Annotated in this window: 26 protein-coding genes and 1 pseudogene; 17 read left to right on the top strand and 10 right to left on the bottom strand. The window is 69.5% G+C overall.

What is annotated here, in order from left to right; translation table 11 throughout:
* Positions 1-96: 96 nt before the first annotated feature.
* The gene (locus H1D24_RS11105) at positions 97-615 is read right to left on the bottom strand and encodes a P-loop nucleotide/nucleoside kinase family protein (protein WP_181657274.1); all 519 of its coding nucleotides are present in this window, start codon (positions 613-615) and stop codon (positions 97-99) included.
* 210 nt (positions 616-825) lie between these two features.
* On the opposite strand from H1D24_RS11105, the gene argC reads away from it, so the two are divergent.
* Genes argC through H1D24_RS11080 form a run of 5 tightly spaced genes read left to right on the top strand, consistent with a single transcriptional unit; the run spans position 826 to position 5,674 of the window.
* Entirely contained in the window at positions 826-1,854 is a 1,029-nt protein-coding gene (gene argC, locus H1D24_RS11100; protein WP_181657273.1) for an N-acetyl-gamma-glutamyl-phosphate reductase, read from the top strand.
* Positions 1,851-3,005, top strand: coding sequence for a bifunctional glutamate N-acetyltransferase/amino-acid acetyltransferase ArgJ (gene argJ, locus H1D24_RS11095; RefSeq protein WP_181657272.1), 1,155 nt, complete (start codon positions 1,851-1,853; stop codon positions 3,003-3,005). The genes argC and argJ overlap by 4 nt, the downstream gene beginning before the upstream one ends.
* On the top strand, positions 3,002-3,910 hold the full coding sequence (gene argB, locus H1D24_RS11090) for an acetylglutamate kinase (RefSeq protein WP_181657271.1): 909 nt from the start codon (positions 3,002-3,004) through the stop codon (positions 3,908-3,910). The genes argJ and argB overlap by 4 nt, the downstream gene beginning before the upstream one ends.
* Positions 3,907-5,127 carry an acetylornithine transaminase gene (locus H1D24_RS11085; RefSeq protein ID WP_181657270.1) on the top strand — a complete coding sequence of 407 codons (1,221 nt, stop codon included), beginning with the start codon at positions 3,907-3,909 and terminating at the stop codon, positions 5,125-5,127. The genes argB and H1D24_RS11085 overlap by 4 nt, the downstream gene beginning before the upstream one ends.
* Positions 5,128-5,134: 7 nt before the next feature.
* Complete coding sequence (locus tag H1D24_RS11080; RefSeq protein ID WP_181657269.1) at positions 5,135-5,674, top strand: arginine repressor; 540 nt, start codon at positions 5,135-5,137, stop codon at positions 5,672-5,674.
* Between the two features lie 96 nt (positions 5,675-5,770).
* Here the strand turns inward: H1D24_RS11080 and H1D24_RS11075 are convergent, their stop codons facing one another.
* The 3 genes and pseudogenes from H1D24_RS11075 to H1D24_RS11060 form a co-directional block, all read right to left on the bottom strand.
* Positions 5,771-6,736, bottom strand: a complete 966-nt coding sequence (locus tag H1D24_RS11075; RefSeq protein ID WP_181657268.1) for a bile acid:sodium symporter family protein — start codon at positions 6,734-6,736, stop codon at positions 5,771-5,773.
* A gap of 124 nt (positions 6,737-6,860) precedes the next feature.
* Entirely contained in the window at positions 6,861-7,409 is a 549-nt protein-coding gene (locus H1D24_RS11070) for an N-acetyltransferase (protein ID WP_181657267.1), read from the bottom strand.
* A 2-nt stretch (positions 7,410-7,411) separates the two neighbouring features.
* A pseudogene (locus tag H1D24_RS11060) lies at positions 7,412-8,683 on the bottom strand (NsdA family TPR-like regulatory protein).
* A gap of 715 nt (positions 8,684-9,398) precedes the next feature.
* On the opposite strand from H1D24_RS11060, the gene H1D24_RS11055 reads away from it, so the two are divergent.
* Entirely contained in the window at positions 9,399-9,659 is a 261-nt protein-coding gene (locus H1D24_RS11055) for a hypothetical protein (protein ID WP_181657264.1), read from the top strand.
* Here the strand turns inward: H1D24_RS11055 and H1D24_RS11050 are convergent.
* Positions 9,656-10,363, bottom strand: coding sequence for a L,D-transpeptidase family protein (locus H1D24_RS11050; RefSeq protein ID WP_181657263.1), 708 nt, complete (start codon positions 10,361-10,363; stop codon positions 9,656-9,658). The two genes, H1D24_RS11055 and H1D24_RS11050, sit on opposite strands and share 4 nt — an antisense overlap.
* A gap of 3 nt (positions 10,364-10,366) precedes the next feature.
* On the bottom strand, positions 10,367-10,954 hold the full coding sequence (locus H1D24_RS11045) for a pyridoxamine 5'-phosphate oxidase family protein (protein ID WP_181657262.1): 588 nt from the start codon (positions 10,952-10,954) through the stop codon (positions 10,367-10,369).
* Between the two features lie 96 nt (positions 10,955-11,050).
* Here H1D24_RS11045 and H1D24_RS11040 point away from each other — a divergent pair, with 96 nt between their 5' ends.
* The 4 genes from H1D24_RS11040 (at position 11,051) to H1D24_RS11025 (ending at position 15,565) form a co-directional block, all read left to right on the top strand.
* Positions 11,051-11,425 (top strand): DUF488 domain-containing protein, encoded by a 375-nt coding sequence (locus H1D24_RS11040; RefSeq protein WP_181657261.1) that lies wholly within the window; start codon positions 11,051-11,053, stop codon positions 11,423-11,425.
* Between the two features lie 192 nt (positions 11,426-11,617).
* Positions 11,618-12,814, top strand: a complete 1,197-nt coding sequence (locus H1D24_RS11035) for an argininosuccinate synthase (protein WP_181657260.1) — start codon at positions 11,618-11,620, stop codon at positions 12,812-12,814.
* Positions 12,815-12,907: 93 nt separating this feature from the next.
* Positions 12,908-14,335 carry an argininosuccinate lyase gene (gene argH, locus H1D24_RS11030; RefSeq protein ID WP_181657259.1) on the top strand — a complete coding sequence of 476 codons (1,428 nt, stop codon included), beginning with the start codon at positions 12,908-12,910 and terminating at the stop codon, positions 14,333-14,335.
* 258 nt (positions 14,336-14,593) lie between these two features.
* Positions 14,594-15,565, top strand: coding sequence for an aldo/keto reductase (locus H1D24_RS11025; RefSeq protein ID WP_181657258.1), 972 nt, complete (start codon positions 14,594-14,596; stop codon positions 15,563-15,565).
* Between the two features lie 19 nt (positions 15,566-15,584).
* On the opposite strand, the gene H1D24_RS11020 is transcribed toward H1D24_RS11025, so the two are convergent.
* Together H1D24_RS11020 and H1D24_RS11015 are read right to left on the bottom strand one after the other, a co-directional pair.
* Positions 15,585-16,097, bottom strand: coding sequence for an HAD domain-containing protein (locus H1D24_RS11020; RefSeq protein WP_181657257.1), 513 nt, complete (start codon positions 16,095-16,097; stop codon positions 15,585-15,587).
* An 83-nt stretch (positions 16,098-16,180) separates the two neighbouring features.
* Positions 16,181-16,852 (bottom strand): lysophospholipid acyltransferase family protein, encoded by a 672-nt coding sequence (locus H1D24_RS11015; RefSeq protein WP_181657403.1) that lies wholly within the window; start codon positions 16,850-16,852, stop codon positions 16,181-16,183.
* Between the two features lie 342 nt (positions 16,853-17,194).
* On the opposite strand from H1D24_RS11015, the gene H1D24_RS11010 reads away from it, so the two are divergent.
* The 3 genes from H1D24_RS11010 to H1D24_RS11000 all read left to right on the top strand — a co-directional run bounded on the left by H1D24_RS11010 (position 17,195) and on the right by H1D24_RS11000 (position 19,513).
* Positions 17,195-18,373, top strand: coding sequence for a glycerophosphodiester phosphodiesterase (locus tag H1D24_RS11010; RefSeq protein ID WP_181657256.1), 1,179 nt, complete (start codon positions 17,195-17,197; stop codon positions 18,371-18,373).
* 74 nt (positions 18,374-18,447) lie between these two features.
* A complete protein-coding gene (locus H1D24_RS11005) occupies positions 18,448-18,969 on the top strand; it encodes an RNA polymerase sigma factor (protein ID WP_181657255.1) in 522 nt (173 codons plus the stop codon).
* A gap of 40 nt (positions 18,970-19,009) precedes the next feature.
* Positions 19,010-19,513 (top strand): GNAT family N-acetyltransferase, encoded by a 504-nt coding sequence (locus H1D24_RS11000; RefSeq protein ID WP_181657254.1) that lies wholly within the window; start codon positions 19,010-19,012, stop codon positions 19,511-19,513.
* 9 nt (positions 19,514-19,522) lie between these two features.
* Here H1D24_RS11000 and H1D24_RS10995 read toward each other — a convergent pair whose 3' ends face one another.
* Both H1D24_RS10995 and H1D24_RS10990 read right to left on the bottom strand, forming a co-directional pair.
* A complete protein-coding gene (locus tag H1D24_RS10995) occupies positions 19,523-19,900 on the bottom strand; it encodes a hypothetical protein (protein WP_181657402.1) in 378 nt (125 codons plus the stop codon).
* Between the two features lie 76 nt (positions 19,901-19,976).
* Complete coding sequence (locus tag H1D24_RS10990; RefSeq protein WP_181657253.1) at positions 19,977-20,336, bottom strand: hypothetical protein; 360 nt, start codon at positions 20,334-20,336, stop codon at positions 19,977-19,979.
* Between the two features lie 621 nt (positions 20,337-20,957).
* On the opposite strand from H1D24_RS10990, the gene H1D24_RS10985 reads away from it, so the two are divergent.
* From H1D24_RS10985 to H1D24_RS10970, 4 genes are all read left to right on the top strand, one after another.
* A complete protein-coding gene (locus H1D24_RS10985; protein WP_181657252.1) occupies positions 20,958-21,992 on the top strand; it encodes a methionine ABC transporter ATP-binding protein in 1,035 nt (344 codons plus the stop codon).
* On the top strand, positions 21,989-22,783 hold the full coding sequence (locus H1D24_RS10980; RefSeq protein WP_181657251.1) for a methionine ABC transporter permease: 795 nt from the start codon (positions 21,989-21,991) through the stop codon (positions 22,781-22,783). The genes H1D24_RS10985 and H1D24_RS10980 overlap by 4 nt, the downstream gene beginning before the upstream one ends.
* Before the next feature lie 137 nt (positions 22,784-22,920).
* Entirely contained in the window at positions 22,921-23,754 is an 834-nt protein-coding gene (locus H1D24_RS10975) for a MetQ/NlpA family ABC transporter substrate-binding protein (RefSeq protein WP_181657250.1), read from the top strand.
* Between the two features lie 31 nt (positions 23,755-23,785).
* Positions 23,786-24,616: a MetQ/NlpA family ABC transporter substrate-binding protein gene (locus H1D24_RS10970; protein ID WP_181657249.1), complete on the top strand. Its 831-nt coding sequence runs from the start codon at positions 23,786-23,788 to the stop codon at positions 24,614-24,616.
* Positions 24,617-24,761: the final 145 nt, after the last annotated feature.

Raw genomic sequence — 24,761 nt, 5'->3', positions numbered from 1 at the left:
TCGAGGCCAGAAGACCGCCGCCCGTACGAGGCCGGCGGTCGGGCACGCCGCCCGCCTCCCTGCATGCCGTGTAACACGTGGCGGGCGGCTCAAGCCTCAGCCCTTGACGGCCTCCGCGATCTGCAGGGCGGCCTGGGCGGGCGTGAGGTGCGTGGTGTCGACGACCTCGGCCTCGCCGTGCAGCCACGTGCGGGCCGCCTCGGCGTAGGGCTCGAGGTATTTGAGGCGGAACGGGGAGGGGACAGGATGGTCCCCCTCGATACGCCCGCGGAGGGTGTCCTGGTCAGCGTGGAGGACGAAGTGCCTTACCGGGATGGCATGGTGAGCGAGGCCCGTGCTGATCTCGCGCCAGTACTGCTCGACCAGGACGGTCATGGGCATCACCAGGGTGCCGCCGGTGTAGTCGAGCACGCGGCGGGCGGTCTCGACGACCAGCTGTCGCCACGGCGGCCAGTGCTGGAAGTTGTCCGTCACCGGCAGCCGGGGCGTGATGTCCATGAGCGTCTCGCCGACCTTCTCGGCGTCGAACACCCGTGAATCCGGGAGGAGTGGCTGCACGAGTGCACTGGTCGTCGTCTTGCCTGCGCCGTGGGTGCCGTTGAGCCATACGATCATGGGCCCGACGCTAGCGGGCCGCGGGCCGCGGGCCGCGGGCCGGTGCCGATCACGTCACAGAACGGGCACTGAACCGCTCAGTCCCGCCAAGTCACGCGCTCATCCGCCATCTCGAAGACTCAGTCTCATGAGGTGCGTCCGCGGACCCCGGGCCTGATTGCATAAAACTGCGGCACAGCGTATAGTCATGCCATCCAGGAGGAGGGTTCCATGACGGTACGCGCAGCAGTGGCAGGGGCAAGCGGATACGCGGGCGGCGAACTGCTGCGTCTGCTTCTCGTGCACCCGGAAGTGGAGATCGGCGCCCTGACCGGCAACTCCAACGCAGGTCAGCGCCTCGGTGCGCTCCAGCCGCACCTTCTCCCGCTCGCCGACCGCGTCCTGGAGCCGACGACCGCCGAGGTCCTCGCAGGCCATGACGTCGTCTTCCTCGCCCTGCCGCACGGCCAGTCCGCCGCCGTCGCCGAGCAGCTCGGCCCCGATGTCCTCGTCGTGGACATGGGCGCCGACTTCCGGCTGAAGAACGCGGCCGACTGGGAGAAGTTCTACGGCTCCGCGCACGCCGGGACCTGGCCCTACGGCCTCCCCGAACTGCCGGGCGCCCGCGCAGCGCTGGAGGGGTCCAAGCGCATCGCGGTGCCCGGTTGCTACCCCACGGCCGCCTCGCTCGCGCTCTTCCCGGCGTACGCGGCGGGGCTCGCCGAACCGGACGCGGTGATCGTCGCCGCCTCCGGCACCTCCGGCGCCGGCAAGGCGCCCAAGCCGCATCTGCTCGGCTCCGAGGTCATGGGCTCCATGTCGCCGTACGGCGTGGGCGGTGTCCACCGGCACACGCCCGAGATGATCCAGAACCTCAGCGCCGCCGCCGGTGAGACGGTCACCGTCTCCTTCACGCCGACCCTCGCGCCCATGCCCCGCGGCATCCTCGCCACGTGCACCGCCAAGGCGAAGCCGGGCACCACCGCCGAGTCCGTCCGTGCCGCGTACGAGAAGGCCTATGCCGACGAGCCGTTCGTCCACCTGCTGCCCGAGGGACAGTGGCCCGCGACCGCGTCCGTGTACGGCTCCAACGCCGTTCAGGTGCAGGTCGCGTACGACGAGGCGGCAGGTCGCGTGATCGCCATCAGCGCCATCGACAATCTCGCCAAGGGCACCGCCGGCGGTGCCGTCCAGAGCATGAACATCGCCCTCGGGTTCGCCGAGGAAACGGGTCTTTCCACGATCGGAGTCGCACCGTGAGTGTCACGGCAGCAAAGGGATTCACGGCGGCGGGCGTCGCTGCCGGGATCAAGGAGAACGGCAACCCCGACCTGGCCCTCGTGGTCAACAACGGGCCCCGCCTGGCCGCCGCGGGCGTCTTCACCTCCAACCGCGTCAAGGCCGCGCCCGTCCTGTGGTCCGAGCAGGTGCTGAAGGGCGGGCAGGTGTCCGCCGTCATCCTCAACTCCGGTGGCGCCAACGCCTGTACGGGCCCAAAGGGCTTCCAGGACACGCACGCCACCGCGGAGAAGGTCGCCGAGGTCCTCGAAGGGCACAACGCGGGCGAGGTCGCCGTCTGCTCGACCGGCCTCATCGGCGTACTGCTGCCCATGGACAAGCTGCTGCCCGGCGTCGAGCAGGTCGCGGCCGCGCTGAGCGAGCACGGCGGCGAGAAGGCCGCCATCGCCATCAAGACCACCGACTCCGTCCACAAGACGGCCGTCCAGCAGGGCGATGGCTGGACCGTGGGCGGCATGGCCAAGGGCGCCGGCATGCTCGCCCCCGGCCTCGCCACCATGCTCGTCGTCCTCACCACCGACGCCGACCTGGACAGCGAGACCCTCGACAAGGCGCTGCGCGCCGCCACGAAGGTCACCTTCGACCGGGTCGACTCCGACGGCTGCATGTCCACCAACGACACGGTCCTCCTGCTCGCCTCGGGCGCGTCCGGTGTGACCCCGGAGCACGCAGAGTTCGCCGAGGCCGTACGGAAGGTCTGCGACGACCTCGGCCGTCAGCTGATCGGCGACGCCGAGGGCGCCAGCAAGGACATCAAGGTCGAGGTGATCAACGCGGCGACCGAGGACGACGCCGTCGAGGTGGGCCGCTCCATCGCCCGCAACAACCTCCTCAAGTGCGCCATCCACGGCGAGGACCCCAACTGGGGCCGCGTCCTCTCCGCCATCGGCACGACCAAGGCGGCCTTCGAGGCGGACCAGCTGAATGTCGCCATCAACGGCGTGTGGGTCTGCAAGAACGGCGGCGTCGGCGAGGACCGCGAGCTCGTCGACATGCGCTACCGGGAGGTCGTCGTCACCGCCGACCTCGCCGCCGGCTCCGAGTCCGCGACGATCTGGACCAACGACCTGACCGCGGACTACGTCCACGAGAACAGCGCCTACTCGTCATGACCAATACGACGCGGAAGCACACCGCACTCCCCAAGGCGCAGATCCTCATCGAGGCGCTGCCCTGGCTGACCCGGCACCACGGCAAGACGGTCGTCATCAAGTTCGGCGGCAACGCGATGGTGAACGAGGAGCTGAAGGCGGCCTTCGCCCAGGACGTGGTCTTCCTGCGGCACGCCGGGCTCAAGCCGGTCGTCGTGCACGGCGGCGGCCCGCAGATCAGCGCCCAGCTCGACCGGCACGGCCTGGTCAGCGAGTTCAAGGCCGGGCTGCGGGTCACGACGCCCGAGGCGATGGACGTCGTACGCATGGTCCTCGCAGGGCAGGTCCAGCGCGAGCTCGTCGGGCTGCTCAACCAGCACGGGCCGTTCGCGGTCGGTATGACCGGCGAGGACGCGCACACCATCACCGCCACCAAGCACCAGCCCGAGATCGACGGCGAGCTCGTCGACATCGGGCGGGTCGGCGAAATCACCGAGATCGACACCGGCGCGATCGAGGCGCTGCTGGCCGACGGACGCATCCCGGTCATTTCCTCGATCGCCCGGTCACAGGACGACGGACATGTCTACAACGTCAATGCTGATACGGCGGCTGCGGCTCTCGCTGCGGCGCTGGGTGCCGAGACCCTGATGGTCCTGACCGATGTCGAGGGCCTCTACGAGGACTGGCCCAACTCCGACGAGGTCATCAGCCGGCTCACCGCGAGCGAGCTGGAGAAACTGCTGCCGGATCTGTCCAGCGGCATGGTGCCGAAGATGGAGGGCTGCCTGCACGCCGTCCGCAACGGCGTCAACACAGCGCGCGTGATCGACGGCCGGGTCCAGCACTCGATCCTGCTGGAGATCTTCACGGACGAGGGCATCGGCACGATGGTCGTGCCGGACGAGGAGGGGGACCCCGTATGACCGGCAATCAGGAGCTGACCGAGCGGTGGCAGGGCGCGCTCATGGACAACTACGGCACCCCGCGGCTGCCCCTCGTCCGCGGCGAGGGCGCCCGGCTGTGGGACGCCGACGGCAAGGAGTACCTGGACTTCGTCGGCGGTATCGCGGTCAATGCGCTGGGCCACGCCCATCCCGCGATCGTCGAGGCCGTCAGCAAGCAGATCGCGTCCCTGGGCCATGTCTCCAACCTCTTCATGGCCGAGCCGCCCATCGCGCTCGCCGAGCGGCTGCTGCAGCTCTTCGGACGCGACGGCCGCGTGTACTTCTGCAACTCCGGGGCCGAGGCCAACGAGGGCGCCTTCAAGATCGGGCGACTCACCGGGCGTAAGCACATGGTCGCCACGCAGGGCGGCTTCCACGGCCGGACCATGGGCGCCCTGGCGCTGACCGGCCAGCCCGGCAAGCAGGAGCCCTTCCTGCCGCTGCCCGGGGATGTCACCCACGTGCCGTACGGCGATGTGGAGGCCCTCCGGGCTGCCGTCACCGAGGAGACGGCCCTGGTGATCATCGAGTCCATCCAGGGTGAGAACGGCGTCGTCGTGTCGCCCGTCGGCTACCTCAAGGCGGCCCGCGAGATCACCCGGGCCACGGGCACCCTTCTCGTCCTCGACGAGGTGCAGACCGGCGTCGGCCGGACCGGCCACTGGTTCGATTACCAGGCACACGAGGGCGTCGAGCCCGACATCGTCACTCTCGCAAAGGGGCTTGGCGGTGGGCTGCCTCTCGGCGCGACCGTCGCGTTCGGCGAGACCGCCGAGCTGCTGAAGCCGGGCCACCACGGCACGACCTTCGGCGGCAACCCGGTGGCGTGCGCCGCCGGACTCGCCGTACTCGACACGATCGCCTCCGAGGGCCTGCTCGAGAACGTGAAGCGGGCGGGGGAGAAGCTGCGGGAAGGAATCGAGGGCATCAAGGGTGCCGACGGCGGTTCCCGTAACCCGTTGATCGAACATGTCAGGGGTGCGGGCCTGCTGCTGGGTATCGTGCTCTCCGAGCCGCTCGCGCCCCAGGTGCAGCAGGCGGCTCAGGACGCCGGCCTCCTGGTGAACGCGCCCGCCCCCAACGTCGTACGGCTCATGCCGCCGCTGAACCTCGGCGACGACGAGGTGGACGCCTTCCTGCGGGCGCTGCCCGGTGTCCTCGACGACGTTTACGGGGACGGACGATCCGGAGAATGAGACGACGATGAGTCAGGCGCAGGACAACGAGCCCCAGGCGGGGCCTGCCGTGCCGCAGACACGCACCGCCCGCCACCGCCGGATCGTGGACATCCTCAACCGGCAACCGGTGCGCTCCCAGAGCCAGTTGGCGAAGCTCCTCGCCGATGACGGGCTGACCGTCACTCAGGCGACGCTCTCCCGCGACCTGGACGAGCTCAACGCGGTGAAGATCCGCAACACCGACGGCGACCTCATCTACGCGGTGCCCAGCGAGGGCGGTTTCCGCACCCCGCGGGCGCCGCTGGGCGAGTCGGCGAAGGAGGAGCGGATGCGGCGTCTCTCCGCGGAGCTGCTGATCTCGGCGGAGGCTTCGGCGAACCTCGTCGTCCTACGCACGCCGCCGGGCGCGGCCCAGTTCCTGGCGTCGGCCATCGACCAGGCCGAACTCCACGACATCCTCGGCACCATCGCGGGTGACGACACCCTGCTGCTGATCAGCCGCAACCCGACGGGCGGTCAGGCGCTGGCGGACCATCTGCTGCGGCTGGCGCAGAACCACCACTAAGCCTGGCCGGGCGGTTTTGAGTCGGACGTAGGGGCCGGCGGTCTTCGTAGACCGCCGGCCCCTATGTCGTTGTGGCTCAGGGCCACGCCCTTGCCGTCACACCCGCTCTGCCCGCCGCGTCCGATGCGACATCCACGCCGCGACCACCGCGCCCGAGATGTTGTGCCACACCGAGAACACCGCGGCCGGCAGCGCGGCCAGCGGGCTGAAGTGGGCGGTGGCGAGCGACGCGGCGAGGCCGGAGTTCTGCATGCCGACCTCGAAGGCCATCGCCCGCGAGGCGGGCTCGCCGAGCCGGGCGACCCTTCCGGCGCCGTAACCCAGCGCCAGACCCAGGCCGTTGTGCAGCACGACGGCCGCGAACACCACCAACGCCGCCGACTTGATCGCCGCGGCGCTGCCCGCCACGACGACCGCCACGATCACGGCGACCGTCGCGGCCGACAGCCACGGCAGCAGGCCGAGCACCCGGTTCACGTACCGGCCGAGCAGCAGCCGCACGACGAGACCGCCGAGGACCGGCAGGAGCACGGTCTTGAGGATGTCGGTGACCATCGCACCCGCCTCCACCGGCAGGTACTCGCCCGCGAGCAGGAGCGTCAGCGGAGGCGTGACCAGCGGGGCGACCAGGGTCGAGACGGTCGCCACGGAGACCGACAGGGCCACGTCGCCGCGTGCGAGATAGGCCACCACGTTGGACGCGGTGCCGCTCGGGGCACAGCCGACCAGGATCACGCCCGCCGCCAGCTGCGGGGAGAGGTCGAGTGCGTGGGCGATCAGCCACCCCAGCCCCGGCATGATCACGTAGTGGGCCACCAGGCCGAGCGCCACCGCCCACGGCCGCTTCGCGACACCCTGGAAGTCGGCGACCGACATCGTCAGGCCCATGCAGAACATGACGACACCGAGGAGGTACGGCACGTTCGTCTTCCAGCCGGCGAGGGCGTCGGGCACAGCGAGGCCGACGGCGCCGGCGAGCAGCACGAGTACGGGGAAGACGGTGACGGCTCGCCGTGCGGCACGATCGGTGCCCGAGGACTCCGTCACGGCGTCCGTGGTCATGACATGTTCAGTATGCACCCAGTTATGCAAACGCCGGGCGAGCGGGACTGCAACAGCGTCTCGCGATGTGATCAAGCACCTGGCCGCGCCCGGGCCCACGCGGCGCTGTGGCGAGGCGGCGCCGTCAGCTCCCCGGCGTCCTGGGCAAGACCATCGCGTCGTACAGGGGGGCGTCGGGGAACGGCAGCACCTCGCCAAACCATTCGTAGCCCCAGGCCTCGTACAGGGCGCGCACCTTCGGGTGGTCCCGTTCGACGAGCAGAGTCACCCGCTCCTCTGGTCGGCCACGCAGGAGCTCGTCGTGGATCTGCTGCGCCGCGCCACTGCCGCGGACCTTGTCGACGATCATGAGCTCGGACAGAGCGAAGGTGCGCGCCCCCGTCTCAACCGTGGCGCCCTCGGCAACGGGTGTGCGGAGCCCGTTCCACCAGCGGGTGTCGGCCTGCAGCGTGCAGCCGTACGCGTAGCCGACCGGGGTGTCCTCGAGGTAGCAGACGACTGCGGCGAAGCCGGGCACCTCGGTGTTCCAGCCGAGCCGCTCATCGAATCGGGCGACGCTGTGGAACTCCTCGCCAAGCCGGTCGGCGTAGATCTCCGCGTACACGTCGAGCAGTTGCTGCCGGATGTCACCAAGCCCGGTTGCGTCCCTGCGTTCCAGTCGCAGCCCGTCCACGCTCACGCTCCCGTCTGTCGCGTCTGCTCGAGGAAGTCTGCCGCCGCGGGTACGTGCGCGCGGCGCCGCATCTGGTGCCGCAGGTCGTCGAGCTTTCCCCGGATCCGATCGCTCTGCACCCGGCCAGCTATGGCGACCGCCTGCCCGGCCTCAGCCACGGCATGCTCGATGTCCCCTCCACCGAGGAGTGCCTGCGCGCGTTGGACGGTGTAGTAGACGCGGTTGCGTTCGAAGCGGGGATCGAGAAGGTCAAGCGCGGAAGCGGTGAGTTGCTGCGCCCGCTGGTGCCGGCCGAGTGCCTGGTGTGCGGCCCCGGCGAGGCCCATGAGCTCTGCGGGCGTGAGGAACGACAGTCACGCCGCAGGCTCGCCCCGGGCCCGGTCGTAGACCGTCTCCGCGCGGGCGAGAGAGCGCTCCGCGCGCGTGCGGTCGCCGGTACGGGCGTGTCCGACAGCCTGCCTGCAGTGCAGCAGCGCCATGAGCCACGGGTCGCTCTTCGCCTGGCGGGTGTCGACGGCGGCCCGGCCGATCCGCAACGCCTCCTGATCACGGTTGAGGAGCCGAGCCTGCATCGCGAGATTCGACCAGACGCGGGCCTGCAGCATGCCGTCGCCGGCGAGCATGCCCGCCTGCAGTGCCTCGTTGTACAGGCCGGTAGCGTCTTCCTGCCGTCCCGCGTCGTAGGCGAACCAGCCTGCGGAGGCCGCGAGATCCCCGGCCGCCGAGTACAGGGCGCGTTCGACCCGCTCGCCGTAGGTGCAGTGATTGAGCACATGGTGGACCCGGCGTAGCGCCTGCGCGGCAACCTCGTGCAGGGCTCCCCCGCCGAGGGCGTGGTCGTGGTTGTACAGCGCTGGGACGATCGCGCGGATCCGCTCCACGTCGCCTGTACCGAGGCGGCCGGCGGAGGGAATGGCGTCCAGGCCAAGGGCAGTGGCCAAGCCGACCGCGATGAACTCTCGTCGTCGCACGGGGCGCGGCTCCTTCACGGGCGCCGCCCGCCGGGGCGGGGGTGGTACGCGTGATGACTTACGCGGGGTGAAGCCCATCGCCTCCGGACTCCGGCTGAAGATTTCCTGAAGGGGTAGAAGGTAGCGGGACCACGGCCATTGCACGTCGCCCGCGATCCAGCGGCGGACATGCCGGTCGGTGCAGTTGGTCGGCTTGCCGAACATCTCCTCAGCGGTCTGGTTTACCTCGTCGGCGAGCTGCTGGTGGGTGTAGCCGAACTCGGTCAGTAACGCCTCAAGCTTGGTGTTCCGATGCTTGGCCACGGACATCCCCATCATGTGCCTGCGGTCCCTCGACGGTAGCCCTACCGTCACTGAGCGAAAGGTAAAACTGTCCGGTCGCCTGTCGGTAACTCCGCGTGTTCTGTCCTGATGGGCAACCGGACACTTCCGGTTTCCTCGAAGTCAGAGCAGAGGACCCCAGGGAACTGACACAACCAGGGTGCAGGCCCACTCCGTGCCCCCGGCCAGAGGCTTGTCCAAGCAGCAGGTCCGAGGCGCGGCGTGCGTGTGGTGTGCGGTCGTTCTCGACAATGGCACGGCCGTCGACCTGGGCTCCCGGACAGTGACGGTCTTGGACGGCCACGCGACGTGGTTTCCGCGAGCCTGTCGTTGTTGCGCGGCCAACCGCACGTATCTGGCTCTGCTGGACCACATCCAGTCGTGCGAGCAGTGCGCAGACGACCAGTCGAAGTGTGAGGAGGGCGCAGCTCTGCGCGCTGCCGTGCGGCAGGCCCGGCGATGAGCGGGGACCGCTTGATCTGCTGCCGCTGCCAGAAGGAAATCACGCCCGGTGAGGCCTACGAGGCTCACGTGCACGACCGGCCTTCCGGACCACCGCTGATCAACTACAGCCACAAGCGGTCCTGCAAGCGCAGCTGAAGTTCATGAGGCGCCAGGCGCAGGCCTCGCCTCTACGAGCTGTGGCACGCCGCATCGGAGCGCCAGCACACCACCGCTCTCTTGAAAAGGGGAAGGTATGGAAGCCTTCGAACGTGCTCGTCTCGACTCGTACTTCGCCCGCATAGCCGGGCAGTTCACACTGCTGGAACGGCCCGCGGCGTTCCTGATCACGCACCTTCTACGTGGTGTCGCGCGGTCCGCGATCGGACCTGTTCGGACGGAGGTCGTCATCGCGGTCGGAGGCGTCGTGGCGCTCCTGCTGGGTAAGGCGTCGTGGCGCGGCGCGGCGCGGAGGCGTACACGCCTAGTGACGCTTCCCCTTCCGGACTGCCACTAGTAGCGCGTGATCGCAGTCGGCCCGCTCTCCGTCCCGATGGCCATGTGTGGCCTGCGCCCCGGCTCGGCCCAGTCCAGGATCCGGCGCATCGCATCCGCGGAGACGGACACACAACCCGCCGTCGCGCCACGCCCGTTCACGTGCAGGAAGATCCCGGCCCCACGCCCGCGCACGGGCCGGTCGTAGTTGAAGCCGATGACGAGCGCGTACGCGTACTCCGGGTCGTACGTGATCAGGTGCTCGGCCTGCGAGGCGCGGCAGTCGGCGGCGCGGGGCTCGGTCCAGCGGTTGTAGGACCGCGACCGGTTGTCCTGACACCACCAGGAGTTCCGGTGCACGCGGCGGTACAGGGTGGTGGTGCCGGCGGGCGCGCTCCGGATGCCGAAGGCGTACGGCAGGTCGTACAGCCCGGTGGGCGTGGTGTATGTGCCCTGTCTGCGCGAACCGCCCTCGGCCAGGCCCTTCGCACCGAACCGAGCCGGAGCGGAGCCGGTCTTCACCCAGCGTCCGCCGCGCAGATCCCACCAGACGACGGTTCCGGTCGTCGAGGTGGTGCGCGCGGCCTGTGCGGTGATCAGCTGGGTGCCGCCGCCGGTGTCCGCCATCCGCTCGGGCAGGGGCTCCTCGGCGGCGCGCGGGGCGGCGCCGAGGGTTACGAGGGTGAGCAGGGCAGCGGACGCGAGGGCGACGACACCGGGACGCATGCCTCAGACCGTACTGGGCGGCAAGGGCAACGGCAGCCCTGGTAGGCCGTCCAGACTAGTCGTCACATGGTCCTTCTTCGCGAAGTACTCGCTGAGGGACGCGTCGTCCTCGCGCGCGAAGCGCTTGCCGTGCAGATCGCGGTCGGCGTCGTACGTCATGAGGGGCACCGCGAATCCGCAGGAGTCGCGGACGAGGTCCGCCGTCACCACGATGATCGCGCGCAGCCCGTGCTGTCCGGGATCGATGTCCGGGAAGTGGGTGAGCAGTTCGGGGAAGCGCGGGTCGTCGCGGAAGACGGCCTCGCCGCGGCCGTGCACCCGGACGATGTTCGGCGGTCCCTGGAAGGCGCACCACATGAGGGTGATGCGGCCGTTCTCGCGGAGGTGGGCGACGGTCTCGGCGTTGCTGCCCGCGAAGTCGAGATACGCCACGGTGTGTTCGTCGAGCACGGCGAGGGAACCGCTGAGGCCCTTCGGGGAGAGGTTCACCGTGCCGTCGCCCGAGAGCGGCGCGGTCGCGGTGAAGAAGAGAGGCTGAGCCTCTATGAAGGAGCGGAGCCTGCCGTCGATGCGGTCGTAGGTCTTTCCCATATCCAGTGAGTATCGTCCGCGATACTTCGAGTGTCTAACGAAATGAAGGGCTCCGTTTCGGCTCGCGACGCCGGCGCCCGGCTGGACGATGGAGACATGGTCCGGAAATCCCGTAAGTCCGGCGCGGTGCGGATGCGTCGCGTCTACGACCCGGTCGAGGCCGAGGACGGCACCCGCGTCCTGGTCGACCGGCTCTGGCCCCGCGGTCTGTCGAAGGGCGCGGCCCGGCTCGATGCCTGGCTCAAGGAGGTGGCTCCCTCCGACGAGCTGCGGAAGTGGTACGGGCATGATCCCGAACGGCACGAGGAGTTCGTCGAGCGCTATGAGGCCGAGCTCGCCGATCCGGAGCGCGCGGCAGCCCTGGAGCAGCTGCGGGACCTGGCGGCGAAGGGGCCGGTGACTCTCCTGTCGTCCACGAAGGAGCTTCCGCTGAGCCACGTGCCTGTGATCGTCGAGGCGATGAGCGACTGAAGGCTCTGATCATCACCATGAAGTCTGTTTCAGGGGCGTGAAGGCTCTGATCAGGCGCGTGAAGGCTCTGATCGCGCGCGTGAGGGCTCTGATCGAGCGCCTGCGTGCGGCCCGTGGACGACGGAGATTGACGAAACATACGGACCAGTGCATACTCATGCATAACAGCGAATGCACTGTGAGGAGACACCCGTGACCGAGCGCGTCGTACTCGCCTACTCCGGCGGTCTTGACACCTCCGTCGCCATCGGCTGGATCGCCGAGGAGACGGGCGCCGAGGTCATCGCCGTCGCGGTCGACGTCGGCCAGGGCGGCGAGGACCTGGACGTCATCCGCAAGCGCGCGCTCGCCTGCGGTGCCGTCGAGGCCGAGGTCGCCGACGCCAAGGACGAGTTCGCCGACGAGTACTGCCTCCCGGCGATCAAGGCCAACGCCCTCTACATGGACCGCTATCCGCTGGTCTCCGCGCTCTCCCGGCCGACGATCGTCAAGCACCTCGTCGCCGCCGCGAAGAAGCACGGCGCCACCACGGTCGCTCACGGCTGCACCGGCAAGGGCAACGACCAGGTGCGGTTCGAGGCCGGCATCGTCGCCCTCGCCCCCGACCTCAAGTGCATCGCCCCGGTCCGCGACTACGCGATGACCCGCGACAAGGCCATCGCGTTCTGCGAGGAGAAGAACCTCCCGATCGCGACCACCAAGAAGTCGCCGTACTCCATCGACCAGAACGTCTTCGGCCGCGCCGTCGAGACCGGCTTCCTCGAGGACATCTGGAACGCGCCGATCGAGGACATCTACGAGTACACCGAGAATCCGGCCACGCCCCGCGAGGCCGACGAGGTGATCATCTCCTTCAAGCAGGGTGTCCCGGTCGCCATCGACGGCAAGCCCGTCACCGTCCTGCAGGCGATCCAGCAGCTCAACGAGCGGGCCGGCGCCCAGGGCATCGGCCGGATCGACATGGTCGAGGACCGGCTGGTCGGCATCAAGTCCCGCGAGGTCTACGAGGCCCCGGGCGCGATCGCGCTGATCACCGCCCACCAGGAGCTGGAGAACGTCACCGTCGAGCGCGAGCTGGCCCGCTACAAGCGGCAGGTCGAGCAGCGCTGGGGCGAGCTCGTCTACGACGGCCAGTGGTTCTCCCCGCTCAAGCGCGCCCTGGACGGCTTCATCAACGAGGCCAACCAGCACGTCACCGGCGACATCCGGATGACCCTGCACGGCGGCCGCGCGGTCGTCACCGGTCGGCGTTCCGAGTCGTCGCTGTACGACTTCAACCTCGCCACCTACGACACGGGCGACACGTTCGACCAGGCCGCGGCCAAGGGCTTCATCGACATCTACAGCCTGTCGTCGAAGATCGCCGCGCGGCGTGATCTGCAGGCATAGCCTGACGCGCTGGGGAGGCGGTGGCACATCCATCGCCGGTGGCACGTCCATCGATCGGTCGCAGATCAACCAAACCCTCCGAGGAGCAGAGCAGTGAGCAGCAACACCGGTGACGTCCGGCTCTGGGGCGGACGGTTCGCCGACGGGCCCGCCGAGGCCCTCGCCAAGCTGTCGGCGTCGGTCCACTTCGACTGGCGGCTCGCGCCGTACGACATCGCCGGTTCGCGCGCCCACGCGCGCGTGCTGCACAAGGCCGGGCTGCTCACGGCGGACGAGCTGGAGCGGATGATCGCGGGCCTCGACCAGCTCGAGGCGGACGTGGCCGCAGGCGACTTCGTGGGCACCATCGCCGACGAGGACGTCCACACCGCCCTCGAGCGCGGCCTGCTGGAGCGCCTCGGCCCGGACCTGGGGGGCAAGCTGCGCGCCGGCCGGTCCCGCAACGACCAGGTCGCCACGCTCTTCCGCATGTACCTGCGCGACCACGCCCGGATCATCGGCGGCCTGATCGCCGAGCTCCAGGAGGCGCTGATCGGCCTCGCCGAGGCCCACCCGGACGTCGCCATGCCGGGCCGTACGCACCTTCAGCACGCCCAGCCGGTGCTCTTCGCCCACCATGTGCTGGCCCACGTCCAGTCGCTCTCGCGGGACGCGGAGCGGCTGCGCCAGTGGGACGAGCGGACGGCTGTGTCCCCGTACGGCTCAGGCGCGCTCGCCGGCTCCTCGCTGGGCCTCGACCCGGAGGCTGTCGCGAAGGACCTCGGCTTCGAGCACGGCTCCGCCGCCAACTCCATCGACGGGACGGCCTCGCGCGACTTCGTCGCCGAGTTCGCGTTCATCACCGCCATGATCGGGGTCAACCTCTCCCGGATCGCGGAGGAGGTCATCATCTGGAACACGAAGGAGTTCTCCTTCGTCACGCTCCACGACGCCTTCTCCACCGGCTCGTCGATCATGCCGCAGAAGAAGAACCCGGACATCGCCGAGCTGGCGCGCGGCAAGTCCGGCCGTCTGATCGGCAACCTCACGGGCCTGCTTGCGACCCTGAAGGCCCTGCCCCTCGCGTACAACCGCGACCTCCAGGAGGACAAGGAGCCGGTCTTCGACTCCTGCGACCAGCTCGAGGTCCTTCTGCCCGCCTTCACCGGCATGATGGCGACCCTCACGGTCAACCGGGAGCGCATGGAGGAGCTTGCCCCGGCCGGCTTCTCGCTCGCCACCGACATCGCCGAGTGGCTGGTCAAGCAGGGCGTGCCGTTCCGGGTCGCACACGAGGTCGCCGGTGAGTGCGTCAAGGAGTGCGAGGCGGGCGGCATCGAGCTCGACCAGCTCACCGACGAGCAGTTCGCCAAGATCTCCCCGCATCTGACCCCCGAGGTGCGGACCGTCCTGAACGTGCCGGGCGCGCTGGCGTCCCGCAACGGCCGCGGCGGCACCGCGCCCTCCGCGGTCGCCGTCCAGCTCGCCGAGATCAAGGCCGACGTGGCCGCCCAGCAGGAGTGGGCCACCGCACGCAAGTAAGACCGACCGGCAAATGGGGGGCGGCGTCGCGGGGCTGGGCACGCACATCTGCCGCGTTGTCGTCAGTCAACAACGCTCCGCGTTGCCTCCCTCCTCCGCCTTGCAGCTGCACGCACCCAGCCCCGCTCCTACTCCCACCCCCCATTTGCCGGTCGGTCTAGGCCGTAAGGGGTATCGAAGAGCCCATCCGGGAGCCGCAAGGGCATCGCGGGTTACGTTGGTCGACAGCCGCAAGGAGCCGACCGAACGGAGCCCGCGATGCCCTTCTCCCGACTCGCTGCTGCCACCACTCCCACGTGCCACATCGGCCTCGGCCTCGCCGCCGTAGGCCGCCCGGGCTACATCAACCTCGGCCGCGATCAGGACCTCCCGCCCGTACGCAGCGTCGACGCGCTGCGCACCCGCACCCACGAACTCCTCGACGCCGCATACGCGCAGGGCGTCCGCTACTTCGACGTGGCCCGGTCCTACGGCCGCTCCGAGGAGTTCCTCGCCGACTGGCTCCTCGCCCGCCCCGACATCACGGACGTCGTCGTCGGCAGCAAGTGGGGCTACACGTACACCGCGGGCTGGCGCACCGACGCCGAGGCGCACGAGGTCAAGGACCACAGCGTCGCCACGTACGACCGCCAGCGCGCCGAGACCGCGCAGCTGCTCGGCGACCGGCTCGACCTGTACCAGATCCACTCCGTGACGCCCGACAGTCCGGCCCTGGAGGACAAGGAGCTGCACGCGCGCCTGGCCGAGCTGGCCGCCGAGGGAGTGACGGTGGGCCTGTCGACCAGCGGCCCGGCCCAGGCGGAGGCCATCCGCGCGGCCCTCGAGATCGAGGCCGGCGGCGAGCCGCTCTTCCGCACCGTCCAGGCGACGTACAACGCGCTGGAGACCTCGGCCGGCCCGGCACTCGCCGAGGCGCACGAGGCGGGGCTCACGGTGATCGTGAAGGAGGGCATGGCCAACGGCCGACTCGCAGGCCCGCATGCGCCCGCGGTCCTGAACGCGGTGGCCGAGGAGACGGGCCTCGGCCCCGACGCGGTCGCCCTCGCCCTCATCCTTCAGCAGCCGTGGGCCGGAGTCGTCCTCTCCGGAGCGGCCACCACGAACCAGCTCGCCTCGAATCTGCACGCCGCGGCCGTCGACCTCGACGCGGACCAGACGGCCCGGCTCGGCGATCTGGTCGAGGACCGCGAGACGTACTGGCAGCACAGGGCGCGGCTGCCCTGGAGCTGACGAACCCGGGGGTGCCGGATCACGCCGTCAGGGCCTCCGCCCAGGAGGCGAGCGCGGTGAAGTGCTTCTGTGTCAGGCCGGTCCGCGGGTCGATCCACAGCAGCAGCGCGTCCGCGGGGTGATGGCGCTCGACCCAGTCCCGGTCCGCATCCGTGACCTCGTCGTCGACCCAGGCGAAGGGCCGCCCCGCCGCGTACGCCACGATGTCCCGCGTCTTCCAGTACGTGCCGTCCTGCGCACCGCCGAACACCTCACGCCAGGCTACGTACGGGAGCCGGGGCAGCCCCAGATGGGGGCCGATCCATTCGTTGGCCTCGTCCATCCACGTGGTCGCCCAGACCAGGTCGTACGCCTCGGACAGCTTCCGCAGCTCAGCGCCGTGCCCGGGATGGAGCAGGACGGGCAGAAACGGCGTCGCCGTCCACCCCTCGGGCCGGGTCAGATGAACCTCGAACCCCTCCGGCACGGGCCCGATCAACGCCATGTACGGATTCAGCGGCCCGTCGATATCGAGGAACAGGAACGGCTTCATGGGACCAGCATCCCGTCCGCCTGCCGCTCCCGCTGTGGGTTGCGTCCGTCCGCCGCAGGCGGTAAGCGGCCCCGGGGAACCGCTTACGCCGCCTTCGCCTTGGTCGCGTACATGTCCACGTACTCCTGCCCCGACAGCCGCATGACCTCAGCCATCACGGAGTCCGTCACAGCACGCAGCACATACCGGTCACGGTCCATGCCCTCGTACCGCGAGAACTCCATGGCCTCACCGAACCGCACCGTGACCCGCCCGGGCCGCGGCATCCCCGCACCGCCCGGCTGCAGCTTGTCCGTGCCGATCATCGCGAACGGCACCACCGGCGCCCCCGTCATCAGGGTCAGCCGCGCGATACCCGTACGGCCGCGGTAGAGCCGGCCGTCGGGGGAGCGGGTGCCCTCCGGGTAGATGCCGAAGATCCGGCCCTCCTCGAGCACACGCCGGCCGGTCATCAGTGCCGCGACACCGCCGCTCGCACCGTCCCGGTCCACCGGGATCATGCCGACGCCGGTGAAGAACCAGGCCATCAGGCGGCCCTTGAGGCCCTTGCCCGTGACGTACTCGTCCTTGCCGATGAAGACGACCTGACGGTCGCAGACCAGCGGCAGGACGATCGAGTCGATGAACGTGAGGTGGTTCCCGGCGAGGATGACCGGGCCGGTGCCGGGGATGTGCTCAGCGCCCTCGACCCGTGGGCGGAACATCAGGCGCATGATCGGTCCGAGCACTGCCTTGATGAGCGCGAAGCGGGACAACGGGTCCTCCGGTGTCAAGGGTCGAGGGTGAGTCTCTGCAGGTGAGGACGATACTCGCGGGCCCCCGGTGGTTGCACACCGGGTTCACCGACTGGATACGCACTGTTGACCCATGTTTACCTGCAGTGGCGTGCCGTTGCACGGCCGACATCCCGTCGTCACGATGTGACGGACATCGCGGCTTCTTCCTCCGCCGGCCGACCCTCCGTCAACTGGCAACGCGAGTACGACATCCAGCATCACCCGTGTGTTCCGCCCAAGGTCTCCCACCCGTCACACGAGGACACCTACGATCGATCCCGCTTTGGCAGGTGCAGGGCACCACAAGGGGAGGAGCGCTCAATGGCGACGCAGCGGACGCAGGGGTCGAAGGAGCAGCAGCCGGGAGCGGGCCCCGGCCGGCGCGCGGTACTGGGGGCCGCGGTCCTCGGTGCGGGCGGGGCCGTCATGGGCCTGCCCGGCACGGCCGCCGCCGCCGAACAGTACGGGGGCAGGGGCTACAAGGACCTGCCCGTGCCCACCGTCATCGCGCACCGCGGCGCCAGCGGCTACCGGCCTGAGCACACCTTCGGCGCGTACGAGCTGGCCCTCGACATGGGTGCCCACGTCGTCGAGGCGGGCGACCTGGTGCCCACCAAGGACGGGCACATCGTCTGCCGCCACGAGCCGGAGATCGGCGGCACCACGGACGTCGCCGACCACCCCGAGTTCGCCGACCGCAAGGCCACCAAGGTCCTCGACGGGGTGTCCACCACCGGCTGGTTCACCGAGGACTTCACGCTCGCCGAGCTGAAGACCCTGCGCGCCAAGGAGCGCATCCCGGCCAACCGCCCGCACAACACCCTCTACAACGGCCGCTGGGAGATCCCCACCTTCGAAGAGGTGCTCCAGTGGCAGGACGAGCAGACCCGGGGGCGCGGCCGCCAGGTCTGGATCTACCCCGAGCTCAAGCACCCCACCTACTTCCGCAAGCTGGGCCTCGGCCTGGAGGAGCGGGTCGCCAGGCTGCTGCGCAAGTACGGCAAGGACAAGAGGAACTCGCCGGTCATCCTCCAGTCCTTCGAGCCGAGCAGCATCCAGCGCCTGGACAAGCTCGTCGACAACCCGCTCGTCGTGCTGCTGTCCTCGGCGAGCTCCCGCCCCTGGGACTTCGTCGAGGCGGGCGACCCGCGCACGGTCGCCGACCTCGTCAAGCCCGAGGGCCTGAAGTGGATCGCCTCCTACGCCCAGGGCATCGGGCCGACCCTCGATCTGATCATCCCGAGGGACACGACCGGCAAGCTCACCACGCCGACCACCCTGGTGGCGGACGCGCACGCGGAGGGGCTGATCCTCCACCCGTACACGATGCGCAACGAGAACCCCTTCCTGCCCGCGGACTTCAGGAAGGGCACGGACCCGGACGCCTACGGAGACGCCTTCGGCGCCTTCAAGACCTACTTCGCCACCGGCATCGACGGGGTCTTCACCGACAACCCCGACACCGGGCTGCTCGCCCACGGCGACTTCGTCAACGGCTGAGCGTTCCGCCCCTGATGGAATGACAGACGGCCGCCCCGGCAACCGCATGCCGGGGCGGGCGCGTTCTGCCCGGCATGACCCTCGCCACGCCGTACGACATGGTCGGCGCCCTGCGCCCCCTGCTGGCCGCCGAGGCATCGGCGGAAGCCGACGCCGGTACCGAGCCCGGCGACCTCGAACAGGCCGTCTGGCTGCGTCTCCTGGAGCACGTGGAGACCGAAGGCCCGCCCGGAGATCCGGCGTCCTGGCTGCGCGACGCCGTCCGTGCCGAAGCACACCGTCTCCGTCAGGTGACGCGGCACGAACTCCCGTACACCGCCGAGCCGGCCGACGACACAGGGCCCGGCCCCGAACACCTCGCCCTGGCAGCGGCCCGGCGCCGGGCCCTGCGCAAAGCGGTGCGGGGGCTGTCCGGCCGCTGCGCCCGGCTGGTCGCGGCGCTGCTGTCGCCCCGCGACCTCACCTACCAGGAGATAGCGGGGGAGTTGGGTATCTCACAGGGCAGCCTTGGCCCGGAACGTTCCCGATGTCTGGGATGTCTACGCAGATTGCTGGCGGCGGAGGTTGCACCTCACGGCGCTCTGGGAAAAGAGTGAGGGACAACCGGCGGAGCAGGTGAGCGGGAGGCATGCACACATGGGCATGAGCGTGACCATCTCGGAGGCGACCGAGCAGGACGCCGAACAGATCCTCAAACTGCAGTACCTGTGCTACCAGAGCGAGGCCGAGCTGTACGGCGACTACTCCATCGAGCCGCTCACCCAGCCCCTCGACTCCATCAAGGCCGAACTGCGCGACGGAAGCGTGCTGGTGGCGCGGCTCGGCGACGAGGTGGTGGCGTCGGTGCGCGCCACCGTGGCCTCCGACGCAACGGCACACATCAACAAGCTGATCGTCCATCCGCGGATGCAGCGGCACGGCCTCGGCGGGCGGTTGCTGAACGCCATAGAGGAACGGCTCGGCGAGGACGGCACGGTACGGCGCTTCGAGCTCTTCACCGGCCACCGGAGCGAGGGCAATCTGCGGCTGTACCGCAAGCACGGATACGCCCCCGTCGGCACCGAGCGCGTCCATGACCGGCTCACGATGGTGACGCTGTCCAAGGACGTGGCGGCGAACGCTTTCGTCGCCAGCGCCTGAGGGCCGGCACTAGCTCTCGGCGCCCGCCGCTCCGCGAGCCCTGCGCAGCCAGAACATCGCGGTCACCGGCAGGAGCACCGGGATGAACAGATAGCCCATGCCGTAGTCCGACCAGACCGTGGCATCCGGGAAGGCGGACGGCTCCACCAGCGTCCACGTCCCCACGATCAGCACGCCCGCGAGCTCGGCGGCGCAGCACACCAGCGCCGCCCTGCGGGCCGTCTCCCCGCCGCGTACGAGCGAGTACGTGATGAAGCCGTACACGACGCCTGCGATCGCGGACAACGAGTACGCGAGCGGGGCGTGGTCGAACTCGGTCGCGATCTGGACGATCGAGCGCGACACCGCGCCGACCACCATCACGCCGTACAGCCACACCAGCAGCATGCCCGGGCCGCTGATCAGCCGGGGGCGGGTCTTCTGCTGACCGGCCACGGTCCCGTTCTCCTCGGACACGGCCACCTCAGCCTCCCCAGATGTCGTAGAGCCGCACCTCGAGCACGGCCAGCACCACGCCGCCCGCCGCGACCGTCACCGAACCCCAGCGGGTGCGCTCCGCCAGCGACATGAAGCCCACGGCCGGAATGCACGCGAGCGCGCCCAGCAGATACCCCACGAAGATCGTCGTGCCCTGCTCCGGCTTCTCGCCGCGCACCAACTGGACGATCCCGACGATCAGCTGGACGAGGGCGAGCAGCGACACCACGGCCATGCCGATGAAGTGCCAGTCCTTGGTCGGCTGGTCACGATAGGCGGCGAAACCGCACCAGGCGGCCAGCGCGAGCGCGGCGACGCTGGTCGCGACCGTCAGGGCATCAAGCATGCGGCGAGCCTATTACGGGCCGGACGGCCCGATGCGGTCGCCCCTGGGGTGCCTCCGGCGGGCCGCGTCCACCGGACGGCGATGGTGGCATTGACCACACCATTACCCGCACAGCGGCTCCCCGGACCCGCCGGGGCCATCGTCGTCGAAGCCGTTCGCGCCGCGTCCCCGCAGGTCATGCGCGGCGCTTCAGGGGGCGTAGCCGAAGGGGACCGGCGTCCAGCACTGTCCGCTATTCGGACAGTGCGCGCCGGTCCCCTCAAGACGTCTGGTTTACTGGGTTCATGACCACGACGAGCTGCCGCACCCTTGCGACCGAGGCGATCACGACGCCCGGTGCTCGTTGTATGTGTCGAATGTGCGCCTTCTGAGGGCCCCAGCACCGCCGAGAGACTCGCGCCCCGAAGCGAGACTGCCCAGCCCATGTCCGTAGGTGACTGCACACGCTGATCCGCACGTCCTGACAGCAGCCTGCCACCACGCACGGACTGAGCCTGCCCCGCGCACACGCTTCTCCCCGGTTCCCATCGCCATGCGCGAGAACCGTGCCGCGTTCCGACCATGAATGCCCCGTGCCGGCCGCCATTTCGCGCCGCGCACTCGACAGTGACGGAAACACACGTGATCACCACATCGGGCCTCACCAAGGTCTACCGCTCACGCGGCCGCGAGGTGACTGCCCTCGACGGCGTCGACCTCCACGTCCGCGAAGGCGAGGTGTACGGCGTCATCGGCCAGAGCGGCGCCGGAAAGTCCTCGCTCATCCGCTGCGTCAACCTCCTGGAGCGTCCCACCGCCGGCACTGTGACCGTCGCGGGACAGGACCTCACCGCCCTGGCCGGCCGCGGCCCGCGCGCCGGCAAGGCCCTGCGCGAGGCCCGCAGCCGCATCGGCATGGTCTTCCAGCACTTCAACCTGCTGTCCTCACGCACCGTCCAGGACAACGTCGAGCTGCCCTTGGAGATTCTCGGAGTCTCCGGCAAGGAGCGCTCCCGCAAGGCCCTCGAACTCCTCGACCTGGTCGGCCTGTCCGACAAGGCGAAGGCCTACCCGGCCCAGCTCTCCGGTGGCCAGAAGCAGCGCGTCGGCATCGCCCGCGCCCTCGCCGGCGACCCGAAGGTGCTGCTCTCGGACGAGGCCACAAGCGCCCTCGACCCCGAGACGACACGCTCCATCCTCCAGCTGCTGCGCGACCTCAACCAGCAGCTCGGTCTGACCGTCCTGCTCATCACGCACGAGATGGACGTCGTCAAGTCCATCTGCGACTCGGCCGCCCTCATGGAGAAGGGCCGGATCATCGAGTCCGGCACCGTCAGCGAGCTTCTGGCCACCCCTGGCTCGGAGCTGGCCGCGGCGCTCTTCCCGGTCAGCGGCGACGCCACCGGTGACGACCGCACCGTCGTCGACGTCACCTTCCACGGCGAGTCCGCGACCCAGCCCGTGATCTCGCAGCTCTCCCGTACGTACAACATCGACATCTCGATCCTCGGCGCCGCGATGGACACCGTCGCCGGCAAGCAGGTCGGCCGCATGCGCATCGAACTGCCCGGCCGCTACGAGGACAACGTCGTGCCGATCGGCTTCCTGCGCGAGCAGGGGCTGCAGATCGACGTCCAGGGCCAGGAGCCCGTGCTGCTGAAGGAAGGTGCCAAGTGACCTGGTCGGAGATGCAGCCGCTGCTGTCCCAGGCGTGTTGGGACACGCTCTACATGGTCGGCTGGTCGACGCTCATCGCGATCGTCGGCGGCCTGCCGCTCGGCGTCCTGCTCGTCCTCACGGACAAGGGCGGGCTGCTGCAGAACACCGTCCTGAACAAGGTGATCGGGCAGATCGTCAACGTCGCCCGCTCCATGCCCTTCATCATCCTGATGGTGGCGCTGATGGGCTTCACCCGCTGGATCACCGGCACCACCATCGGCCGTGAGGCCGCGATCGTGCCGCTCGCGATCGGCGCCATCCCGTTCTTCGCACGGCTGGTCGAGACGGCTGTCCGCGAGGTGGACGGCGGTCTGGTAGAGGCCGTGCAGGCGATGGGCGGCAACACCTGGACCGTCGTACGCAAGGTCCTCGTGCCCGAGTCGCTGCCGTCGCTGATCTCCAGCGCCACCACGACCGTCGTCGCGCTCATCGGCTACTCGGCGATGGCCGGCACCGTCGGCGCGGGCGGCCTCGGCGACATCGCCATCCGCTACGGCTACCAGCGGTTCGAGACCGGGCTGATGTGGATCACCGTCGCGATCCTCGCCGTGGTCATCTCCGTCATCCAGTTCGCCGGCGACTACGCCGCACGCGGGCTGCACCGGCGGGGTGGCCGCTCCGGATCCGCGCCGAAGCTGAGGTTCCTCAGGACCGAGACCACGTCTGTCGGGGACACGCCCGCCGCCATCCCCGCCCAGGCCACGGAGGCCGACAGGGCCCCGGCCGCCGAGGTGACCAAGGTCCCCTGAGCCCTCGGACCGGAATCACGGCTCCCCCAGATCTCCCCGCCCGCCCACCCGTCACCCGACCACTACCCCTCAACGACGGCGCTGCGCGCCGGCCCTGCTACGGGGGGTCGCACCACCCATGGAGAAAGGCACTTTTCGTGCGTAACACCGCCAAGATCACGACCGCCGTCCTCGCTGCCGGAGCCCTCACCTTCGGGCTCACCGCCTGCGGTTCGGACTCCGACTCGGGCGCCAAGGCCGACGCCTCCGAACCCCTGGTCGTCGCCGCCAGCCCGACCCCGCACGCCGAGATCCTCAACTTCGTCAAGGACAACCTGGCGAAGGACGAGGGCCTCGACCTCGAGGTCAAGGAGTTCACCGACTACGTCACGCCGAACACGGCGACCGAGGACGGGTCCGTGGACGCCAACTACTTCCAGAACCAGCCGTACCTCGACGACTTCAACAAGAAGAACGGCACCCACATCGTGCCCGTCGTGACGGTCCACCTGGAGCCGCTCGGCCTCTACTCGAACAAGATCAAGTCGGCCGACGACCTCAAGAGCGGTGCCACCATCGCCGTCCCGAACGACACGGTGAACGAGGCGCGTGCGCTCAAGCTGCTCGACGCCAACGGGATCATCACGCTCAAGGACGGCGTGGGCAACGAGGCGACCCCCAAGGACATCGCGAAGAACCCGAAGAACCTGCAGTTCAAGGAGCTGGAGGCGGCCCAGACCCCGCGCTCCCTGAACGACGTCGACGCCGCGGTGGTCAACGGCAACTACGCCATCGAGGCGGACCTCAAGCCGTCCGAGGACGCCCTGGTCCTCGAGTCCGCGGACAACAACCCCTACGGCAACTTCCTCGCCGTCAAGGAGGGCAACGAGTCGGACCCGCGCGTGAAGAAGCTGGCCAAGCTCCTCACGTCCGACGAGGTGAAGAAGTTCATCGAGGACAAGTACGCCGGCTCCGTCATCGCGTCGTTCTGATTCCCAGCCGAGCAACGGAGGCAGTCACACCATGCGCAAGACAGCGATCCCTGCCGCGGCCGCGGGCATAGCTCTGGCCCTCGGCCTGACGGCCTGCGGCTCGGGCTCCACGTCCGAGGGCGGTGACGACAAGGGCACCCTGGTCGTCGGCGCCACCGCGGTCCCGGCCGGCGAGGTCCTCTCGTACATCAAGGACAACCTCGCCGAGAAGAACGGCCTCGACCTGGAGATCAAGGAGTTCACGGACTACGTCCTCCCGAACACCGCGCTCAACGAGGGCACGCTCGACGCCAACCTGTACCAGAACAAGCCGTTCCTCGACGACTTCAACGAGTCCAAGGGCACGGATCTGGTCCCCGTCGTGCAGGCGTACCTGCCCCCCATGGGCGTGTACTCCAAGAAGGTCAAGGACGTCGCCGCCCTCCCGGACGGCGCCACCGTCGGCGTACCCAACGACACGACCAACGAGGGCCGGGCGCTGAAGCTCCTCGCCGCCCAGGGCGTCATCGAGCTCAAGAAGGACGCGGGGACGGACGCTTCCCCGGCGGACATCGTGTCCAACCCGAAGAAGCTCGTCATCAAGGAGCTGGAGCCCGCGCAGCTGCCCCGCTCCCTGGACGACGTCGGCGCGGCCGTCATCAACAACAACTTCGCCCAGGACGCGGGCCTCAGCCCCACCGAGGACGCCATCCACCTGGAGTCCGCGGAGAACAACCCCTACGCCAACATCCTCGCCGTCAAGAAGGGCGACGAGGACGACCCGCGGGTCGAGAAGCTGGTGAAGCTGCTCAAGTCGTCCGAGGTGAAGAAGTTCATCGAGGACAAGTACAAGGGCTCGGTCCTGCCGGTCACCGCCGGCTGAGTCCCGGTCGCCACCAGATCGCCACCAGATCGCCACCATGGGGTCCGCTCCTGAACCGGAGCGGACCCCATGGTGCAGTTCTGCGCCGCGATGCTGCATGCTGGGGCATTCACACCAGGGCTTACGGTCAACAGGCTTACGGCCA

It is taken from the genome of Streptomyces himalayensis subsp. himalayensis (assembly GCF_013778455.1).
Classification (GTDB): domain Bacteria; phylum Actinomycetota; class Actinomycetes; order Streptomycetales; family Streptomycetaceae; genus Streptomyces; species Streptomyces himalayensis.
Note: the sequence above shows the minus strand (reverse complement) of the source record. Positions and strands in the feature narration are given on the sequence as shown.

Coding starts and splice junctions, on each gene's coding strand:
- H1D24_RS11105 (WP_181657274.1), bottom strand. CDS start 615: ATGATCGTATGGCTCAACGGCACCCACGGCGCAGGCAAGACGACGACC.
- argC (WP_181657273.1), top strand. CDS start 826: ATGACGGTACGCGCAGCAGTGGCAGGGGCAAGCGGATACGCGGGCGGC.
- argB (WP_181657271.1), top strand. CDS start 3,002: ATGACCAATACGACGCGGAAGCACACCGCACTCCCCAAGGCGCAGATC.
- H1D24_RS11085 (WP_181657270.1), top strand. CDS start 3,907: ATGACCGGCAATCAGGAGCTGACCGAGCGGTGGCAGGGCGCGCTCATG.
- H1D24_RS11080 (WP_181657269.1), top strand. CDS start 5,135: ATGAGTCAGGCGCAGGACAACGAGCCCCAGGCGGGGCCTGCCGTGCCG.
- H1D24_RS11075 (WP_181657268.1), bottom strand. CDS start 6,736: ATGACCACGGACGCCGTGACGGAGTCCTCGGGCACCGATCGTGCCGCA.
- H1D24_RS11055 (WP_181657264.1), top strand. CDS start 9,399: ATGGAAGCCTTCGAACGTGCTCGTCTCGACTCGTACTTCGCCCGCATA.
- H1D24_RS11050 (WP_181657263.1), bottom strand. CDS start 10,363: ATGCGTCCCGGTGTCGTCGCCCTCGCGTCCGCTGCCCTGCTCACCCTC.
- H1D24_RS11045 (WP_181657262.1), bottom strand. CDS start 10,954: ATGGGAAAGACCTACGACCGCATCGACGGCAGGCTCCGCTCCTTCATA.
- H1D24_RS11040 (WP_181657261.1), top strand. CDS start 11,051: ATGGTCCGGAAATCCCGTAAGTCCGGCGCGGTGCGGATGCGTCGCGTC.
- H1D24_RS11025 (WP_181657258.1), top strand. CDS start 14,594: ATGCCCTTCTCCCGACTCGCTGCTGCCACCACTCCCACGTGCCACATC.
- H1D24_RS11020 (WP_181657257.1), bottom strand. CDS start 16,097: ATGAAGCCGTTCCTGTTCCTCGATATCGACGGGCCGCTGAATCCGTAC.
- H1D24_RS11010 (WP_181657256.1), top strand. CDS start 17,195: ATGGCGACGCAGCGGACGCAGGGGTCGAAGGAGCAGCAGCCGGGAGCG.
- H1D24_RS11005 (WP_181657255.1), top strand. CDS start 18,448: ATGACCCTCGCCACGCCGTACGACATGGTCGGCGCCCTGCGCCCCCTG.
- H1D24_RS11000 (WP_181657254.1), top strand. CDS start 19,010: ATGGGCATGAGCGTGACCATCTCGGAGGCGACCGAGCAGGACGCCGAA.
- H1D24_RS10995 (WP_181657402.1), bottom strand. CDS start 19,900: ATGCTGCTGGTGTGGCTGTACGGCGTGATGGTGGTCGGCGCGGTGTCG.
- H1D24_RS10990 (WP_181657253.1), bottom strand. CDS start 20,336: ATGCTTGATGCCCTGACGGTCGCGACCAGCGTCGCCGCGCTCGCGCTG.
- H1D24_RS10970 (WP_181657249.1), top strand. CDS start 23,786: ATGCGCAAGACAGCGATCCCTGCCGCGGCCGCGGGCATAGCTCTGGCC.